This is a genomic window from Streptomyces africanus (genome assembly GCF_030816955.1).
Taxonomy (GTDB): Bacteria; Actinomycetota; Actinomycetes; order Streptomycetales; family Streptomycetaceae; genus Streptomyces; species Streptomyces africanus.
In genome coordinates this window covers 5926807-5943719 of sequence record NZ_JAUSYP010000001.1, presented here as the reverse complement: position 1 = coordinate 5943719, position 16913 = coordinate 5926807, and the positions used below count along the sequence as shown (strand labels likewise).

Below are 16913 nucleotides of genomic sequence, written 5' to 3'. Positions count from 1 at the left end.
TAACCACCGCCGGGGCGAAGGAGACTGAGTTGTCATGCGCATGAGGATCACGGCGACGGTCCTGGCCGTCTGCGCCGCACTCACCGTCACCGCCCCGAGCCCCGCCCCGACGGTGAAGGCCGCACGCGTGATGGAGAACCTCGGCCGCGGCGTCGTGGCCGTGCGCTCCAGCAGCACCCAGGTCCTGGTCTCCTGGCGGCTGCTGGGGCTCGACCCGGAGGGCATCGGGTTCAACGTGTACCGGTCCACGGCCGGCGGCGCGTACGTGAAGCTCAACTCCGCTGTGCTGACCGGCGGGACGAACTACACCGACTCCACGGCCGATCTCACACGCGCCAACAGCTACCGCGTGACCCCGGTCGTCGGCGGTCGGGAGCAGGCGCCCAGCGGTGCCTTCACACTGTCGGCCGGCCATGCCGTGGAGCCCGTGGTGCGCGTGCCGTTACGGCCCGGCGGTCCGGTGAAGTTCGTCTGGGTCGGCGACCTCGACGGCGACGGTGAGTACGACTACGTCGTCGACCGGCAGACCTCCCCGCAGAAGTTGGAGGCGTACAGCGGTGACGGCGGCTTCCTCTGGGAGGTCGACCTGGGTCCGAACAGCCGGAACCAGGACAACATCGAGCCGGGGTCGTCCGCGATCGACCTGGGCCACTGGGACGGTGTCACGGTCTACGACTTCGACAGCGACGGCCGTGCGGAGGTCGCCCTGCGGATCGCCGACGGGGTCAGGTTCGGCGACGGGACGACCTGGACGCACGAGGACGACGCACGGCAGTTCATGGCCGTGCTCGACGGCCGGACCGGAGCACTCCGCAACTGGTCCGCCGTACCCACGACCTATCTGGCGGACGGCCCGATGGGCGCGCGCCTCGGCGTGGCGTATCTCAACGGCACCACGCCGAGCCTGGTGGCCTACATGAAGAACCGGCGGGACGACGGGGCCTTCAACCTGATGATGGGCGCCTGGAAGTTCGACGGGGACTCGCTGGACCGCCAGTGGACGTGGCAGCGCGGCGGCCAGGACGCGCCCGACGGGCACAACACGCGCGCCCTGGACGTCGACGGCGACGGGACGGACGAGATCGCCGAGATCGGGTTCGTGCTGGGCGGCGACGGCTCGCTGCGCTACTCGATGGGGCCGAAGGGCATCGTCCACGGCGACCGTTTCCACATCGCCGACATGGACCCGAGCCGCCCGGGCCTGGAGGGTTACGGCGTGCAGCAGGACAACCCGAGCGGTCTGCTCGAGTACTACTACGACGCCGCGAACGGCAATGTCATCTGGCGGCACGGCGGCGGTCCCGGGGATGTCGGTCGTGGCATGGCGGGTGACGTCGACCCGCGTTTTCCCGGCATGGAGGTCTGGTCCTTCTCCGGCCTCTACAACGCGGGCACCAACCGGCTCGCCGAGCCGGACGCCTCGCTGCGCCCCTGGCCGCAGCTCGGTCTGTGGTGGGACGGGGACCTCACCGTGGAACTGCTCAACGACGGCAAGATCGAGAAGTGGGACCCGGCCCGCCCGACGCCGAGCGGCAGCCTGCCCCGGCTGGTCAGCACCTGGAACCACGGCGCCGTCAAGGCCGCCCAGGGCGGTCCGACCCTCGTCGGCGACCTCTTCGGCGACTGGCGCGAGGAGGCCGTGTACACCAACGCGTCCTACGACGAGCTGATCGTCTTCACGACCGACCGGCCGACGACCCACCGCCTGTACACCCTGGCGCACAACCCCGCCTATCGGAACGCCATGACGTTCAAGGGCTACATGCAGTCCCACCACGTCGACTACTTCCTCGGGGCGGGCATGACCGGGCCGCCCAGGCCGAGCATCACGTACGCGCCGTGAGGGACCGTCCGACCCCGCAGGGCCAGGTCCGAGGGAGCCCTGCGGGTCAGGCCGGGCGTTTGCGGGGGGGCGACTTCTTCGTGGTCGTCTTCTTCGCGGTGCTCTTCGACGCCGTCTTCTTCGTGCCCTGGCCGGACTTGGCGGTCGACTTCTTCGCGGACGCCGTGGTCTTCTTGGCCGCCGTCTTCTTCGCGGTGGACGCCGACTTCTTGCCGCCGGTCTGCTTGGGCGCCGCGCGGGCCGTCTTGCGTTGCGGGAGCGACTTGACCTCGGCGTGGTCGCCGGCCTCCTCGCCCCGGGACTCGCGTGCCGCGCGGACGCTGTTCTCCAGGGCCGCCATGAGGTCGAGGACCTTGCCGCCCGTGGCCGGCTCGGGGGCCTGCGGCAGGGCCTCGCCGGCGGCCTTCGCGGCGATGACCTCCTCCACGGCCTCGCGGTACTCGTCGTGCAGGTCCTCCAGGTCGACCTCGCCCAGGGTGTCCATCAGGGCGTCGGCCAGGTCCAGCTCCTGGTCCCGGACCGTGACGTTCGTGTCGGGGGCCACGCCCTCGGGGGCGCGGACCTCGTCCGGCCACAGCAGGCCGTGCATGGCGATGGCCTCGCCGACCACCCGCAGCATGCCGAGGCGCTCCCTGCCGCGCAGGGCGAACTTGGCGATCGCCACCTTGTTGCTGCGCTTCAGGGCCTCGCGCAACAGGGTGTACGGCTTCGCCGCCGGGGCGCCGCTCGCCTGGAGATAGTACGCGGCGTCCATCTGGAGCGGATCGATCCGGTCGGCCGGGACGAAGGCGACGATCTCGATCGTCTTGGCCGTCGGGATCGGCAGGCTGGACAGGTCCTCGTCCGTGATCGGGATGATCGAGCCGTCCGCGTCCTCGTAGCCCTTGCCGATCTCCCCCTGGGTGACCTCGCGGTCCTCCAGCTCACAGAACTTGCGATAGCGGATGCGGCCGCCGTCCTCGGTGTGGATCTGGCGGAAGGAGATCGAGTGGCTCTCGGTGGCGTTCACCAGCTTGATCGGAATGCTGACCAGGCCGAAGGAGATGGCGCCGTTCCATATGGATCTCACGTGCAGCACCCTTCCGGTCACTCTCGGGAGCGTTTGTCACGATTCGCATGGGATTCTTATCGTATGGCGCCTATCACCGTGGTGGAGGGGCGACGGCTCCCGCTCAGCAATCTGGAGAAGGTGCTGTATCCCGCCACCGGCTTCACCAAGGGCGAGGTCCTGCACTACTACGCGACCGTCGCCGAGGTCCTGCTGCCCCACCTGCGTGACCGGGCGGTGTCCTTCCTGCGGTATCCGGACGGGCCGGACGGGCAGGTGTTCTTCACGAAGAACGTTCCGCCGGGTACGCCCGACTGGGTCACCACCGCCGAGGTGCCGCGGGTCGAGGGACCCTCGCGGATGGTCCTGGTGCAGGACCTGCCGAGCCTGATGTGGGCGGCCAACCTCGTCACGGAGTTCCACACCCACCAGTGGCTCGTCGACACGCCGGACGAGGCCGACCGCATCGTCTTCGACCTGGATCCGGGAGCGCCCGCGAGCATCGTGCAGTGCTGCGAGGTCGCGCTGTGGCTGCGGGAGCGGCTCGCGGCGGACGGCATCGAGACGTACGCCAAGACGTCCGGCTCGAAGGGGCTGCACCTGCTCGCCGCCGTGCGCGGGGCGTCCTCCGAGCGGGTGTCGGAGTACGCCAAGTCGCTGGCCGTCGAGGCGGAGAAGGCCATGCCCCGGCTCGCGCTGCACCGGATGACCAGGAACCTGCGCCCCGGGAAGGTCTTCGTCGACTGGAGCCAGAACGCCGCGCGCAAGACCACGGCGACCCCCTACACCCTCCGGGCCCGCCCCGAGCCGACCGTCTCGGCGCCCGTGACCTGGGAGGAGGTCGAGGAGTGCGGCTCGCCCGGCCGGCTGGACTTCCACGCGACCGACATCGCGGCCCGGGTGCAGGACTACGGCGACCTGCTCGCCCCGCTCCTCGACCCGGACAGCGCGGGCCGGCTGCCTTAGCTCTGCGGACCTCGCACGCTGTCAGTCAGGCGGCGCGCCCTCACACCCGCGTCCAGGTGTTCCGGTCCCGCGCCATCGCGTGCAGCGCCTCCACGTCCGCCGGCTTCAGGACGCCGCCCTGGCGGGCCAGGGTCGGCACCTCCAGGTCCGTGACGACGCGGACCTCGCGCGGTGCGGCGGGGACCGCCACGGCCGTCGGGCCGACCAGGGCGAGGACGGGGCGGACCTCCGCCGTCAGGGCGTAGGAGGCGCGGTCGGCGTCGGCGCGGACGCCGCGGAGCAGGGCGGTCGGCTCCCGGCGGCCCAGGGTGACCATGGGGTCGGCGACCGTCACCCGCTGCTTGCGCGCGTACAGGGTGTGCAGGGCGTACAGCCCGCCGGGGCCGATCAGCAGGTGGTGGATGCGGCTGCCGCCGGGGAGCGGGACGGAGTGCACGGCGTGCCAGCCGGCGCCGTCCAGGCGGTCCAGGGCGTCCCCGACCGTCTGCTCCGCCTCCAGGGCCCGGCGGCGCGGGTCGGGGCGCAGCCGGCGGGCCGGGCCGGGATCGCGGTCGAGGGCGACGAGGAGGGCCTCGCCGGGCCGGTTGGGGGCCAGGTCGTCGTCGGGGTGCAGGGTCAGACGGGCGAGCTCGGCGGGGGTCGGCACCGGGGGCGGCCCCACCGTCACCGGGCCGGTGATGAAGGGCCCGAGGGTCCGGAGCACATCGTCCTCACGGTCCTCGCCCAGCAGGTTGACCCGGCCGGCCTCACGGTCGTACCAGGCGATGTTCCTGCCGTCCGGGAGGCAGACGTACAGCCGTTCCTGACCGTGCCGCCAGGTCGGTATGACGCGCAGTCCGTCCATGCACCATCACCCCAGACCATGGGAACAGGCGGGGTGCTGCGGGGGCAAGAACCCGGTTACCTTGAGAGGGGCCGGGCCCGCCGGGCAGGCCCTCGGGCGGTGATGCTGGGGAGGCGCCGTTGCGTACCCGCAGGAAACCCGATGTACCGGCTCCGGAGAGCCCCTGGAACGAGGTCGTCCCCGGGTTGTGGATGGGCGGCCACGAGTACACCGGGGGCTTGGGCCATCCGGAGTTCGCCGTCGTACGGGACGAGTTCGACCTGGTGCAGACGCTGCTGCGGCTGCCGGGGCACGGGCCCGATCCGGACGTCCCGCACCACGTGTGGCCCATCCCCGACGGGCCGCTCGACGGGACACAGCTCGCCGGTGTGATCCGGCTGGCCGAGGCCGCGTGCGAGGCGCTGGACGGTGGCCGCAAGGTCCTCGTTCGCTGTTACCACGGGTACAACCGTTCCGGCCTCGTCGTCGCGCACGCGCTGATGCGGCGGGGGAGCTCCGCCGACGCGGCGGTCCGGCTGATCCGGGAGCGCCGATCGCCCTGGGCGCTGCACAACGAACTGTTCGTCGAGTACCTGCGGGCCGGGCTGGCGACGGCCCGGCTGCTGGAGGAACTCACCGAGTAGGGCGGCACACGGTCTCCCTCGCGCGCAAATAGGACTTCCCTACGAATAAGGTGTACGGGGCCGACGGTCGGTCCGAGCCTGGTGATCACCCTCGAACCGCAGGAGTGCAGTGCCCGTCAGCCGCGTCCGCAGCCTTTCCGGCCGTTTCCGAAGCCGCCGCCGGAAGCCCGGAAGAGTCGCTCGGTGTGCAGCCGGCGTCGCTCTCCTGCTCGTCGGTGCCGTGGGCTGCGGTGACGCCGGGGGGCTGGAGGGGGCTGGGGCGACGCCCACGGCCGTCGGTCCGGCTCGGCTCTGGCCCGAGTTGACGCCGGCGTCCAGTCCCGCCTTCGAGATCGGCGAGGTGAACACCGAGGTGGTCAAGGGCGTCAAGGTGCCCGGCGACGACATCCGCCGGGTGGACCCGGTCGGGGTCGTCCGGGCCGAGATCGCCGCGAGCCCGGGCGACTACGCCGGCGACAAGGCGCCCTACCGCGACACCAACCGCCGGATGGCCGACTGCGGCAAGGGCCCGGAGCACGGACGGTGCCCGGTCCTCAGGCCGTACTACCGGGACCTGACCGGTGACGGGCGCGACGACCTGGCGCTGGGCTTCCGGCTGCTGCCCGGCAAGACCACCGCGGTGCGCGTCTACACCGTGGAGAAGCACCGGCTCGTGCAGGTGATGGCCTGGGAGGACGCGCTCAGCGGCGTCGAACTGGCCGGGCGGTCCCTCGTCATCCGCTCGCCGTCGGAGGTCGCGGGCTACGAGTACCGCCTCCAGTGGACCTGGGACCGGGACCAGCGGGCCATGCTCCTCACCCAGGACGAGATGCTGCGCACCGGCCCGCGGAAGCACGCCCATAAGCCCTCCCTGCACCCCTCCGGATCCCCGTCCTCCTCCCCCGGCGTCTCCCCCTCGGCGAGCACCGGATGAGACCCACGCTCCCTCAGTGGTCCGGGACGCTCGCCGCGAAGGCCGCCGCCTTCATCACCGTCATGTGCTGCGCGCTGGCCGCCCTGCTCGGCGTCCTGGTGCATGTACAGGTGACGGACCAGACCGTCGGCCAGGCCCGCGACCAGGCGTTGCAGCGGCTGACGCAGGCGACGGAGCGCTACGAGGCCGGGGACTCGCTCAAGGGCGGCGCCGGCGTGGATCCCCCGGGCCTGCCCCCGACGCTGCGGAACCTGGCGGTCGGCGGGGACCGCGGCACGATGGTCGCCGACTTCGCGGGGCGCCCCACGATGTGGGCGGCCGGGCCCGCCGACGGCCACCGGGCCCTGGCCGTGGCGGTCGACTATTCGCAGCAGGCCCGCACCATCGCGGGCCTGGACCGGGCGATCCTGTGGTCGTCGGGGCTGGCGATCGGGGCGACGCTGCTGGTCGGCGCGTTGGCGGTGACGCGGGTGACGCGGCGGCTGCACACCACGGCGCTGGTGGCCCGGCGGATCAGCGCGGGCGATCTGGACGCGCGGGTGAACGACCCCCGTACGGACCCGCGGACGAAGGCCCCGGCGCGCCCGCAGGACGAGGTGGCCGCGGTCGCCGCCGCGCTGGACTCCATGGCGTCGTCGTTGCAGGGCAAGCTGCTCGCCGAGCAGCGGTTCACCGCGGATGTCGCGCATGAGCTGCGCACCCCGCTGACCGGACTGCACGCGGCGGCCGAACTGCTGCCGCCCGGCCGCCCGACCGAGTTGGTGCGGGACCGGGTGGCGGCCCTGCGCACCCTCACCGAGGACCTGCTGGAGATCTCCCGGCTGGACACCGGCCGGGAGCGGCTGGAGCTGGACACCGAGCAGTTGGGGCCGCTGGCCGAGCGGGCGGTGCGGGGTGCGGGGAGCGACGCGGAGGTCACGGTCGTACGGGATGTGGCCGTGGAGACGGACCGGCGGCGGCTGGAGCGGGTGCTGGGGAATCTCGTGGCGAACGCGCACAAGCACGGGCGGGGGCCGGTCGTTCTGACCGTGGACGGCCCGGTGGTCACCGTCCGGGACCACGGGGACGGTTTTCCGGAGTACCTGGTGGTGCACGGGCCGCAGCGGTTCCGTACGGAGGGCGGGGCGAGGGGGCATGGGCTCGGTCTGACCATCGCGCTGGGGCAGGCCGAGGTGCTCGGTGCGCGGCTGGAGTTCGCGAACGCGCCGGACGGCGGGGCGGTGGCGACGCTGACACTGGCGGCGCAGGAGGAGCGGTGAGAGCAGTTCCCCCCGCCCCTTCAGGGCGCTCCCCCTATGGCCCAGTGTGACGGGCGGGGGTCATAGGGCGCTCCTAATGTGGCGGTTAGTCAGCTTTGACTCCCTCTGCTCCACATGGAGGTAACCCCCATGCCCCTGCGCTCCTCACTCACCAGCCGCCTCTGCATAGCAGCCGCCGGCGGCATCCTCGCGGCCACGGCAGCCGTCACCCCCGCCGTCGCGGACGACGACTGGGGCACGGGGGGCGACCCATCCTCCGACACCTCCACCGCCGGGAACGACGACTGGAACGGTGGCGGCGACGGCAACCAGGACCCGAACGGCGGCGGCAACGGCAACCAGGACCCGAACGGCGGCGGCAACGGCGATCATCGCCACGATCCACGCACCACCAGAGGCGTCGTCACGGCGAGCACCCTGGCGCTGCGCAGCGCGCCCAACCGCGGCTCACAGATCATCCGGTTCGCCCACCGGGGCGACGTCGTCTCCATCTTCTGCAAATGGGAAGGAGAGAGCGTGCAGGGCAATCGCACCTGGTACCTGCTCACGGACGGCACCTGGGCGTGGGGCTCGGCCCGCTTCATCGACCCCATCCACCGCAAGCCACGCCGGTGCTGACCATCGTGCGACCCGAAGCCCACCACACGCCTCGTTTGGTTAGATTCCGGACATGAGCAAGGCCGGAATCATCGTGGTGACGGCGGACGTGCCCGCGCCCGCCGTCCGCCCCCTCCCCCGGCGCCGCGGCATCGAACTCGCCCTCATCATCCTGGCCGTACTGCTGTCCGTGTACGGCTACTGCGCCGTGGGCCTCGCCCAGCACAACGCCCTCCCGCCAGGCGCCGCCGGCTACGGCGCCGGGCTGGGCGTGCTCGCGCTGCTGGCGCATCTGGCCGTGCGCCTGCGGGCCCCGCACGCCGATCCGCTCCTGCTGCCCATCGGCGTGCTGCTCAACGGGCTCGGCCTGGTGCTCATCTACCGGCTCGACCTGGAGACCCCGGGCGACCGGGCGGCACCGGCCCAGCTGATCTGGTCGACGCTGGGCGTGGCGCTGTTCATCCTGGTCGTCCTGCTGCTGCGGGACCACCGGGTGCTCCAGCGCTACACGTACGTCTGTGTCGTCGCCGCGCTCGTGCTGCTCACCCTGCCGATCCTGTTCCCGGCGGTGAACGGCGCCCGCATCTGGATCCGGATCGCCGGTTTCTCCATCCAGCCGGGCGAGTTCACGAAAGTGCTGCTGGCGGTGTTCTTCGCCGCGTACCTGGCCGCCAACCGCAACGCCCTCGCCTACACCGGCCGCCGCATCTGGAAGCTCCAGCTGCCCACCGGCCGGGTCCTCGGCCCGATCGTCACCGTCTGGCTGGTGAGCGTCGGCGTCCTGGTCCTGGAGCGGGACCTGGGGACCTCGCTGCTCTTCTTCGGCCTGTTCGTCGTCCTGCTCTACGTCGCCACCGGTCGCACCGGCTGGATCGCCGTCGGTCTGCTGCTGGCCGCGCTGGGGGCGGTCGCCGTCGGCCGGCTGGAGCCGCACGTGCACAGCAGGATCGCGACGTGGCTGCACCCGTTCGCATCCATCGAGGCGGGCGAGGGCCCGAACCAGCTCGCCCAGTCCCTGTTCGCCTTCGCGGAGGGCGGCGTGCTCGGCACCGGCCTCGGCCTCGGTCACTCGATCCTCATCGGCTTCGCCGTGAAGTCGGACTTCATCCTGGCCACGGCGGGCGAGGAACTCGGCCTGGCAGGCCTGTCCGCGATCTTCCTCCTCTACGGCCTGCTGGTGGAGCGCGGCTACCGGGCCGGCCTCGCCCTGCGCGAGCCCTTCGGGCGGCTGCTGGCCGTCGGCCTCGCCTCGCTGGTGGCGCTCCAGGTGTTCGTGATCGCGGGCGGGGTGACCGGCCTGATCCCGCTGACCGGCATGGCGATGCCGTTCCTGGCGCAGGGCGGCTCGTCGGTGGTGACCAACTGGGCGATCGTGGCGCTGCTGGTGCGGGTCAGCGACTCGGCACGCCGCCAGTACGACGGGCCGGGCACCCCGTGACGCGGCACATCCGGCACGCCGGCGTCTTCTGCGCCCTGCTGCTGGTGGCGCTGTTGCTCAACGCCGCCCGCGTCCAGGTCGTCCAGGCCCCGGCGTACGACGGGAACCCCGCCAACCGCCGCCCGGAGATCTTCCGTTACGGGCAGCCGCGCGGTGACATCCTGGTCGGCGGCCGGCCCGTCACCGGCTCGAAGGACACCCGCGAGCACCTGCGCTACGAACGGACCTACACCGAGGGCCCGTTGTACGCGCCGGTCACGGGTTTCGCCTCCCAGCTGTACGGGACGACGCTCCTGGAGAAGGCCGAGGACGGCATCCTGTCCGGCACGGACCCGATGCTCGCGCCGTTCCCGCTGTGGAACGACTTCACCCGCGCACGCAGCCGCGGCGGCGACGTCGTGACGACCCTCGACCCGGCCGCACAGCGGGCGGCGTACCAGGGGCTCGCCGGGCGCAAGGGCGCGGTGGCGGCGCTGGAGCCGTCGACCGGCCGGATCCTGGCCCTGGTGTCCGCCCCCTCCTACGACCCCCGGCCGCTGTCCGGCAACGGCGCGGAGGCGGCCAGGGCGTGGCGGCGACTGAACGCCGACCGGGACCGCCCGATGCTCAACCGGGCGGTACGGCAGACGTATCCGCCGGGCTCGACGTTCAAGGTCGTCACCGCGGCCGCGGCGCTGGACTCGGGCGTGGTCAGGGACCTCGACGAGCCGACGGACTCCCCCGACCCGTACACCCTGCCCGGGACCCGGGCCCGCCTGACGAACGCGTCCCGGGGCTGCCGGGACGCCTCCCTGCGGGAGGCCTTCACCCTCTCCTGCAACACGGTGTTCGCCAAGCTCGGCGTGGAGGTGGGCGCGCCGGACATGACGGCCACGGCCCACGCCTTCGGCTTCGACAACCCGGCCCTGCGGGTTCCCTTCCCGGTGGCCCGGTCCACCTTCGGCACCTCGCTCGACAGCGCCCAGCTCGCCCTGTCGTCGATCGGCCAGTACAACACCCGCGCCACACCGCTCCAGATGGCGATGGTGGCGGCGGCCGTCGCCAACGGCGGCCAGGTACGGGAGCCGTACCTGGTGGAACGCACGACACGACCGGGCGGCAGCACCCTGGCGGCAGCCGGCCCGCGCGCGGTCCGCCAGGCGATGTACCCCTCGACCGCGGTCCGGCTGCGCGCGCTGATGCGGGAGGTGGTCGAGGACGGCACCGGGCACCGGGCCGCGATCCGCGGCGCCAAGGTGGGCGGCAAGACCGGCACCGCCCAGCACGGCCTCGGCAACTCCGGCACGCCGTACGCCTGGTTCGTCTCCTGGGCGCAGGGCGACCGTGATCCGGCGCCGCGGGTAGCGGTCGCGGTGGTGGTGGAGGACGCGGAGGCGGACCGGGGGGACATCAGCGGCGGCGGCGACGCGGCGCCGATCGCCCGGGCGGTGATGAAAGCGGTCCTCAAGTCTCGCTAGTCAACAAGTGGCGCCCAGGGGATTGACGGCCTTGCTGACAGGCAGTCTCATAAGGGGGGACAGTGACGTGTGCACAACGAGGTGGGCAGCCATGACGACCCTGACGGAAGCCGACGCGCTCGACGGCCTGCGCGATGCCCTGGGCCTGCTCAAGGACCGGGAGCAGGTGGCCCAGCGGCTGCTCGACTCCTCCGCCAAGCACTCCTTCGACCCGGACAAGGAGCTGGACTGGGAGGCGCCCTTCGAGGAGGGCAAGTGGTTCTGGCCCCCGGAGCTGGTGTCGCTCTACGACACCCCGCTCTGGAAGCGGATGAGCGAGGAGCAGCGCATCCTCCTCTCCCAGCACGAGGCGGCCGCCCTCGCCTCCCTCGGCATCTGGTTCGAGATCATCCTGATGCAGCTCCTGGTCCGCCACATCTACGACAAGGCGGCGACCAGCGCGCACGTCCGCTACGCCCTCACCGAGATCGAGGACGAGTGCCGCCACTCCAAGATGTTCGCCCGGCTGATATCCCACGGCGACACGCCCTGGTACCCGGTCAGCCGCGCCCACCAGCATCTCGGCCGCCTCTTCAAAACCATCTCCACCACCCCGGGTTCCTTCACGGCGACGCTCCTCGGTGAGGAGGTCCTCGACTGGATGCAGCGCCTGACGTTCCCCGACGAGCGGGTCCAGCCCCTCATCCGCGGCGTCACCCGCATCCACGTGGTGGAGGAGGCCCGCCACGTCCGCTACGCCCGCGAGGAACTGCGCCGCCAGATGGTGACGGCCCCCAGGTGGTCCCAGGAGTTCACCCGCGTCACCTCCGGGGAGTTCGCCCGGGTGTTCTCGGTGGCGTTCGTGAACCCCGAGGTCTACACGAACGTCGGCCTGGACAAGCGGGAGGCTCTCGCGCAGGTGCGGGCGAGCGGGCATCGCCGCGAGGTCATGCAGACCGGGTCCAAGCGGTTGACGGACTTCCTCGACGACATCGGGGTACTGCGCGGAGTCGGTCGGCGGCTGTGGAAGTCGTCGGGACTGCTGGCCTAGGAGCCAACCCCGGCCACGTCATGTCCATGCGGGATGACTACTGTCCTCCTTGAACTCGTCACCCTCCGTGGCCTTCAAGGAGATCACCACCTCATGTCCCCCCACACCCGCCTCGTCCGGCTGGCCGCCCTCGGGGCCACGACTGCTCTCGCCCTGACCGCCTGCGGCGGCCAGGCCGCCTCGGACTCCGGCGCCGAGGACGCCCCGCAGGGCGTGGTCACCCGGGCCGCCGCCAAGAAGATCGCCGACCACTACCAGGAGGTCAACAACAAGGCCAACGCGGCGCGGGACGAGAAGCTCCTGGGGACCGTCGAGGCGGGTCAGGTCTACGCGATGGACCAGGCCACCTACACCCTCTTCGAGACCTGGCCGAAGAAGGAGCAGAAGGCCTACACCAAGCCCTTCTCCTACCAGGACCGCGAGTACGTCATCCCCGAGAAGGGCACGGCCACCTGGTTCGCCGTCCGGGCCAAGTCCAGCGAGACCAGCGAGACCAGCGTGCTGCTGGTCTTCGACAAGGTCGGCGGCACGTACAAGATGGTGCTGTCCCTGTGGGCCGACGGCGAAGAGCCCCCCGAGCTCGCCGTCGACCGTCACGGTCTCGCCGAGGCCGTCGACCCCGGCACCAAGGTCGGCAAGCTCGCCCCCTCCGAGATCGGCGCCGCCTACGAGGACTTCCTCGAGACCGGCGGCAAGAAGGAGGGCAAGGCCCTGACGTCCACGAAGCCGGTCGAGAACGCCGAGCAGACCTACCGGCGGAGCAGCACCGAGGGCGCGGCCGACGGCAAGGCCACCGAGAAGTTCTTCACCAAGCCCCCGGCCGACCCGAGCGTGTACGCCCTGCGGACCGCCGACGGCGGCGTCCTCGCCCTGTTCCCGGCCGCCCACAAGCAGGAGTCCCTGCTGAAGGAGTCCTACCGCTCCATCGCGAGTCTCGTCCCCAACGACGAACAGTCCGCCCTCGGCGCCACGAGGGGTGCCCTCATCACGGACACGTTCGAGGGCCAGGGCCTGGCCGAACTGACGCCCAAGACCGCCCGGATCACGGCAGTCGACTTCCAGCACGTGGACGCCCGCTAGCACCCGCACCCGCGTACGCACGGAAGGGGACGTGTAGGGGGTGTCCGCCCGCAGCGGTTGGCGCGTCAACGGGGAGTCAGTCGGTTCGCAACCCCATCGCGCCGTTCCGAGGACGGACACCCCCCGGCGCGGCCCCGACCCACCACCACCGCGCAGGCGCAACGCGCACCCCCACCGCAGCAGCCACAGGCCGCCGCAGGCACCCGCACCCCCACCCCCGGTTACGCTGCCGGTCATGACACCAGCCGCCCCCACTCCCGCCTACCGGCGCCTCAGCGTCGAGGAACGCCGCAGCCAGCTCCTCACCGCCGCGCTGGGCCTCTTCGCGCACCGCGCCCCGGAGGACGTCTCCCTGGACGACGTGGCGGAGGCGGCCGGGGTGTCACGGCCCCTGGTCTACCGGTACTTCCCGGGCGGCAAGCAGCAGCTGTACGAGGCCGCCCTGCGCTCCGCCGCCGACGAGCTCCAGCACTGCTTCGACGAACCCCGCGAGGGCCCCCTGCTCCCCCGCCTGTCCCGCGCCCTCGACCGCTACCTGGCCTTCGTCGACGAGCACGACGCCGGCTTCAGCGCCCTCCTCCAGGGCGGCAGCGTCGTCGAGACCTCACGGACGACGGCCATCGTCGACGGCGTACGCCGTGCCGCCGCCGAGCACATCTTCCGGCACCTGGAGGTCACCGACCCCGGCCCGCGCCTGCGGATGACCGTCCGGATGTGGATCACCGCCGTCGAGGCGTCGTCGCTCATCTGGCTCGACGAGGACAAGCAGCCCCCCGCCGAGGAGCTGCGCGACTGGCTCGTCGAGCAGTTCGTGGCCATGCTGACGGTGACCGCCCGCCGCGACCCCCAGGCCGACGCCCTGGTCCTGGCCATCGCCGAGGATGTCTGACACTGATCCCGTGAAGAGCGAAGACACCCCCTTCGAGGGCGGCCCCATGGACGGCAGGATCCTGCCCGTCCTGCTCGGCATCACCGGCCACCCGCCCAAGACGTACCGCATCCCCGTCCCGGACCCCGCCGGCGGCCCGCCCACCGTCCTGGTCTACCGCCGCGTGCCGCGGAGCCGGGGCGGAGTCGGACTGACCCACCGCTGGAAGTACGAGTACGCCCCCGAGGGCGCGCCGGCCCGCCGGCTCAACTGGCCCTGGTCGAAGCCAGACGCCACGCCGCCCGGCAAGCGGGACGACGCCGACGGGTGACCCCGTTGCGCCGAACCGCGCACACCCACCGCGCGCACCTCGCGCACACGCCTGATCCTCACGGTGTCCGGCGGCGAACAGGCCGCCCCGCAACGGAGGTGATGGCATGTCAGGAAGCCTTCTGCGCCTGGTCTGCACGGCCGCGGTGGCGGCGACGACCGTCCTCGCTCCCGCCCCTGCCACGGCGTCCCCGGAACCGGAATCCGACCTCGGGCAAGACCGGCCCCAGTCCGCCGCCGTCGTCTCCGACCTCCTGACGAACCTTCAGCAGCTGTACCGGAAGGCGGAACAGGCCACCGAGGCCTACAACGCCACCGAGGAGAAACTGAAGAAACAGCGCGCCGAGACCGACCGCCTGGACCGGGCCCTCGCCCGCACCCGGCTCTCCCTGCACGACAGCCGGGGCGCGGCCGGCCGTCTGGCCCGGCAGCAGTACCAGAGCAGCACCGGCATCTCCCCGTACGTACGCCTGCTCCTGGCCCGCGACCCGCAGCACGCGATCGACCAGGGCCGTGTGATCGGCCGGCTGGCCCGGGAACGGGCCGGCACCGTCGGCCGGCTGACCGGCGACGAACGCAAGGCCCGCGACCTGGCCCGCAAGGCCCGCAAGGCCCTCGACGATCAGCTCTCCCTCACCGAGCGGCGGAAGAAGGAACGGGACGAGGTCCGCGAGCGGCTCCACGACGTCGAGGAAATGCTCGCCTCCCTCAGCCGCGACCAGCTCACCGCCCTCGCCGAGTTCGAGAGGAAGGGCGTCGCCAAGGCGCAGCAGAAGTTCATCGCGTCGGGCGCGCTCAGCAGCGTCACCAACGGCGACGACGGCAAGAACCCCGGCAACGGCAGCGGCATCCGCACACCGTCGGCCGAAGGCGACCGTGCCCTGCGCCACGCCGTGCGGCAGCTCGGCAAACCCTACGAGTGGGGCGCGGAGGGCCCGACGTCGTACGACTGCTCGGGCCTGACCTCCCAGGCCTGGGCGGAGGCCGGGACGCCCATCCCCCGGACCAGCCAGGAGCAGTGGAAGCGGTTGAAGCGGATCCCGCTCCCGGAGCTGCGTCCGGGGGATCTGGTCGTGTACTTCCCGGAGGCTACGCACGTGGCGCTGTACCTCGGCGACGGCATGGTCGTACAGGCGCCCCGGCCGGGCGCGAAGGTGAAGGTGTCACCGATCGCGGCGAACCCGGTCCTGGGCGCCGTACGCCCGGACCCGGACGGGAAGCCCCTGCGGCGCTACGAGCCGCCGGAGCTCCCGGAGGGGGCCACGGACGGGTCGGACGAGGGATACGAGGGCTCCCCGGTCCACGCGAACAGCGCCGACACCACCGACACCGACACCGCCGACAGGACGGACTACGCGGCGCCCGCGCCGGACACCTCGACCAGGTAGGCCTGCGTCTTCTCCGGGTCGTAGAAGAAGTTCTCGAAGTCGGCCGGGTCGTTGAAGCCGTTGGCGAACCGGTCGGCGACCGGCTGGAGCTCACCGGCGGCGCCGATGAGGTTCAGGATGTGCTCCGGCGGCGGCGCGAGCATCGCGTTGGTCCACTTGGTGACGTGCTGCGCGGTGTTCCAGTAGCGGTCGAAGGTGGCCCGCATCCACTCCTCGTCGAACGGCTTGTCGCCGTGCTCGGTGATCGAGGCGAGGTAGGCGGCGGCGCACTTGGACGCCGAGTTGGAGCCCTGCCCGGTGATCGGGTCGTTCGCGACGACGACGTCCGCGACGCCCAGCACGAGTCCGCCGCCGGGGAGGCGGCCGATCGGGTTGCGGACGGTGGGGGCGTAGCGCCCGGCCAGCGTGCCGCCGGCGTCGGTCAGTTCGACCTTGGTGGCCCGCGCGTACTCCCAGGGGACGTACCGCTCCATGAGTTCCAGGGTCAGGGAGAGGTGCTCCGCGGGGTCCTTGACGCCGTTGAAGGCGTCGAGCGGGCCGCCGGGTATGCCCTCCCAGAACAGGATGTCGGCACGGCCGGAAGTGGTCAGGGTCGGCATGACGAACAGTTCGCCGACACCCGGCACGAGGTTGCAGCGGACCGCTTCGGTACCGGGGTGCTCGGGGCGCGGGCCCAGGCCGTGGACGTACGACACGGCCAGCGCGCGCTGCGGCTCGCTGTAGGGGGAACGCTCCGGGTCCCGGGCGAACATCTGCACCAGCTCGCCCTTGCCGGCCGCGACGAGCACCAGGTCGTACGTGCGGGCGAAGTAGTCGAGGTCGCCGACGGCCGCGCCGTGGATGACGAGCTGCCCGCCGCGCTGGGCGAACGTCTCCATCCAGCCGGCCATCTTCACCCGCTGGTCGATCGACTGGGCGTACCCGTCGAGCCTGCCCAGCCAGTCGATCGCACGGGCCGCGGGACCCTCGGCCCAGGAGCCGGGGGCGGCGACCGAGACGCCGAGTCCTTCGATCTTCGGGGCCTGGGACTCCCAGAAGTTCAGCTGGAGATCGCGTTCGTGCTGCAGGGCCGTGTGGAACATGCACTGCGTCGACATGACCCGGCCGGTACGGATCTCGTCCGCCGTCCGGTTGGACATCAGGGTGACCTCGTACCCCTGCGACTGGAGGCCGAGAGCGATCTGGAGCCCGGACTGACCGGCTCCGACGACGAGTATCTTCCGCATGCG

16 protein-coding genes are annotated in these 16913 nt (G+C 71.9%); 13 read left to right on the top strand and 3 right to left on the bottom strand.

All coding sequences use genetic code 11. The features are described from left to right. Positions 1–34 precede the first annotated feature (34 nt). The gene (locus tag QF034_RS27730; protein WP_307177480.1) at positions 35–1843 is read left to right on the top strand and encodes a rhamnogalacturonan lyase family protein; all 1809 of its coding nucleotides are present in this window, start codon (positions 35–37) and stop codon (positions 1841–1843) included. A gap of 46 nt (positions 1844–1889) precedes the next feature. Here the strand turns inward: QF034_RS27730 and ku are convergent, their stop codons facing one another. After that, on the bottom strand, positions 1890–2912 hold the full coding sequence (gene ku / locus QF034_RS27725) for a non-homologous end joining protein Ku (RefSeq protein WP_442480577.1): 1023 nt from the start codon (positions 2910–2912) through the stop codon (positions 1890–1892). A gap of 63 nt (positions 2913–2975) precedes the next feature. Between ku and ligD the strand changes: the two genes are divergently transcribed. Further along, complete coding sequence (ligD, locus tag QF034_RS27720; protein ID WP_307177479.1) at positions 2976–3857, top strand: non-homologous end-joining DNA ligase; 882 nt, start codon at positions 2976–2978, stop codon at positions 3855–3857. Between the two features lie 40 nt (positions 3858–3897). Here the strand turns inward: ligD and QF034_RS27715 are convergent, their stop codons facing one another. Beyond that, positions 3898–4701: a nuclease-related domain-containing protein gene (locus QF034_RS27715; protein WP_307177478.1), complete on the bottom strand. Its 804-nt coding sequence runs from the start codon at positions 4699–4701 to the stop codon at positions 3898–3900. Between the two features lie 119 nt (positions 4702–4820). Between QF034_RS27715 and QF034_RS27710 the strand changes: the two genes are divergently transcribed. The 11 genes from QF034_RS27710 to QF034_RS27660 all read left to right on the top strand — a co-directional run bounded on the left by QF034_RS27710 (position 4821) and on the right by QF034_RS27660 (position 15684). After that, on the top strand, positions 4821–5324 hold the full coding sequence (locus QF034_RS27710) for a protein-tyrosine phosphatase family protein (RefSeq protein ID WP_307177477.1): 504 nt from the start codon (positions 4821–4823) through the stop codon (positions 5322–5324). A 109-nt stretch (positions 5325–5433) separates the two neighbouring features. After that, on the top strand, positions 5434–6237 hold the full coding sequence (locus QF034_RS27705; RefSeq protein WP_370880858.1) for a hypothetical protein: 804 nt from the start codon (positions 5434–5436) through the stop codon (positions 6235–6237). After that, the gene (locus tag QF034_RS27700; protein ID WP_307177476.1) at positions 6234–7496 is read left to right on the top strand and encodes an ATP-binding protein; all 1263 of its coding nucleotides are present in this window, start codon (positions 6234–6236) and stop codon (positions 7494–7496) included. Before QF034_RS27705 ends, QF034_RS27700 begins: the two co-directional genes overlap by 4 nt. Positions 7497–7625: 129 nt before the next feature. Further along, positions 7626–8114, top strand: coding sequence for an SH3 domain-containing protein (locus QF034_RS27695; protein ID WP_307177475.1), 489 nt, complete (start codon positions 7626–7628; stop codon positions 8112–8114). A gap of 52 nt (positions 8115–8166) precedes the next feature. Beyond that, positions 8167–9531, top strand: coding sequence for an FtsW/RodA/SpoVE family cell cycle protein (locus tag QF034_RS27690; protein ID WP_307177474.1), 1365 nt, complete (start codon positions 8167–8169; stop codon positions 9529–9531). Continuing rightward, complete coding sequence (locus QF034_RS27685; protein WP_307177473.1) at positions 9528–10988, top strand: penicillin-binding transpeptidase domain-containing protein; 1461 nt, start codon at positions 9528–9530, stop codon at positions 10986–10988. Before QF034_RS27690 ends, QF034_RS27685 begins: the two co-directional genes overlap by 4 nt. Positions 10989–11079: 91 nt before the next feature. After that, positions 11080–12018, top strand: coding sequence for an AurF N-oxygenase family protein (locus tag QF034_RS27680; RefSeq protein WP_307177472.1), 939 nt, complete (start codon positions 11080–11082; stop codon positions 12016–12018). Positions 12019–12111: 93 nt separating this feature from the next. Next, positions 12112–13098, top strand: coding sequence for a DUF8094 domain-containing protein (locus QF034_RS27675; RefSeq protein WP_307177471.1), 987 nt, complete (start codon positions 12112–12114; stop codon positions 13096–13098). A gap of 235 nt (positions 13099–13333) precedes the next feature. Continuing rightward, a complete protein-coding gene (locus QF034_RS27670; RefSeq protein WP_307177470.1) occupies positions 13334–13987 on the top strand; it encodes a TetR/AcrR family transcriptional regulator in 654 nt (217 codons plus the stop codon). 10 nt (positions 13988–13997) lie between these two features. After that, entirely contained in the window at positions 13998–14297 is a 300-nt protein-coding gene (locus tag QF034_RS27665) for a DUF8847 domain-containing protein (protein WP_307177469.1), read from the top strand. Between the two features lie 106 nt (positions 14298–14403). Further along, positions 14404–15684 carry a C40 family peptidase gene (locus tag QF034_RS27660; RefSeq protein WP_307177468.1) on the top strand — a complete coding sequence of 427 codons (1281 nt, stop codon included), beginning with the start codon at positions 14404–14406 and terminating at the stop codon, positions 15682–15684. Here QF034_RS27660 and QF034_RS27655 read toward each other — a convergent pair. Continuing rightward, positions 15648–16910, bottom strand: coding sequence for a styrene monooxygenase/indole monooxygenase family protein (locus QF034_RS27655; protein WP_307177467.1), 1263 nt, complete (start codon positions 16908–16910; stop codon positions 15648–15650). The genes QF034_RS27660 and QF034_RS27655 overlap by 37 nt on opposite strands. Between the last annotated feature and the right edge of the window lie 3 nt (positions 16911–16913).

Coding starts and splice junctions, on each gene's coding strand:
- QF034_RS27670 (WP_307177470.1), top strand. CDS start 13,334: ATGACACCAGCCGCCCCCACTCCCGCCTACCGGCGCCTCAGCGTCGAG.
- QF034_RS27655 (WP_307177467.1), bottom strand. CDS start 16,910: ATGCGGAAGATACTCGTCGTCGGAGCCGGTCAGTCCGGGCTCCAGATC.
- QF034_RS27715 (WP_307177478.1), bottom strand. CDS start 4,701: ATGGACGGACTGCGCGTCATACCGACCTGGCGGCACGGTCAGGAACGG.
- QF034_RS27660 (WP_307177468.1), top strand. CDS start 14,404: ATGTCAGGAAGCCTTCTGCGCCTGGTCTGCACGGCCGCGGTGGCGGCG.
- QF034_RS27675 (WP_307177471.1), top strand. CDS start 12,112: ATGTCCCCCCACACCCGCCTCGTCCGGCTGGCCGCCCTCGGGGCCACG.
- ligD (WP_307177479.1), top strand. CDS start 2,976: ATGGCGCCTATCACCGTGGTGGAGGGGCGACGGCTCCCGCTCAGCAAT.
- QF034_RS27730 (WP_307177480.1), top strand. CDS start 35: ATGCGCATGAGGATCACGGCGACGGTCCTGGCCGTCTGCGCCGCACTC.
- QF034_RS27690 (WP_307177474.1), top strand. CDS start 8,167: ATGAGCAAGGCCGGAATCATCGTGGTGACGGCGGACGTGCCCGCGCCC.
- QF034_RS27680 (WP_307177472.1), top strand. CDS start 11,080: ATGACGACCCTGACGGAAGCCGACGCGCTCGACGGCCTGCGCGATGCC.
- QF034_RS27695 (WP_307177475.1), top strand. CDS start 7,626: ATGCCCCTGCGCTCCTCACTCACCAGCCGCCTCTGCATAGCAGCCGCC.
- QF034_RS27700 (WP_307177476.1), top strand. CDS start 6,234: ATGAGACCCACGCTCCCTCAGTGGTCCGGGACGCTCGCCGCGAAGGCC.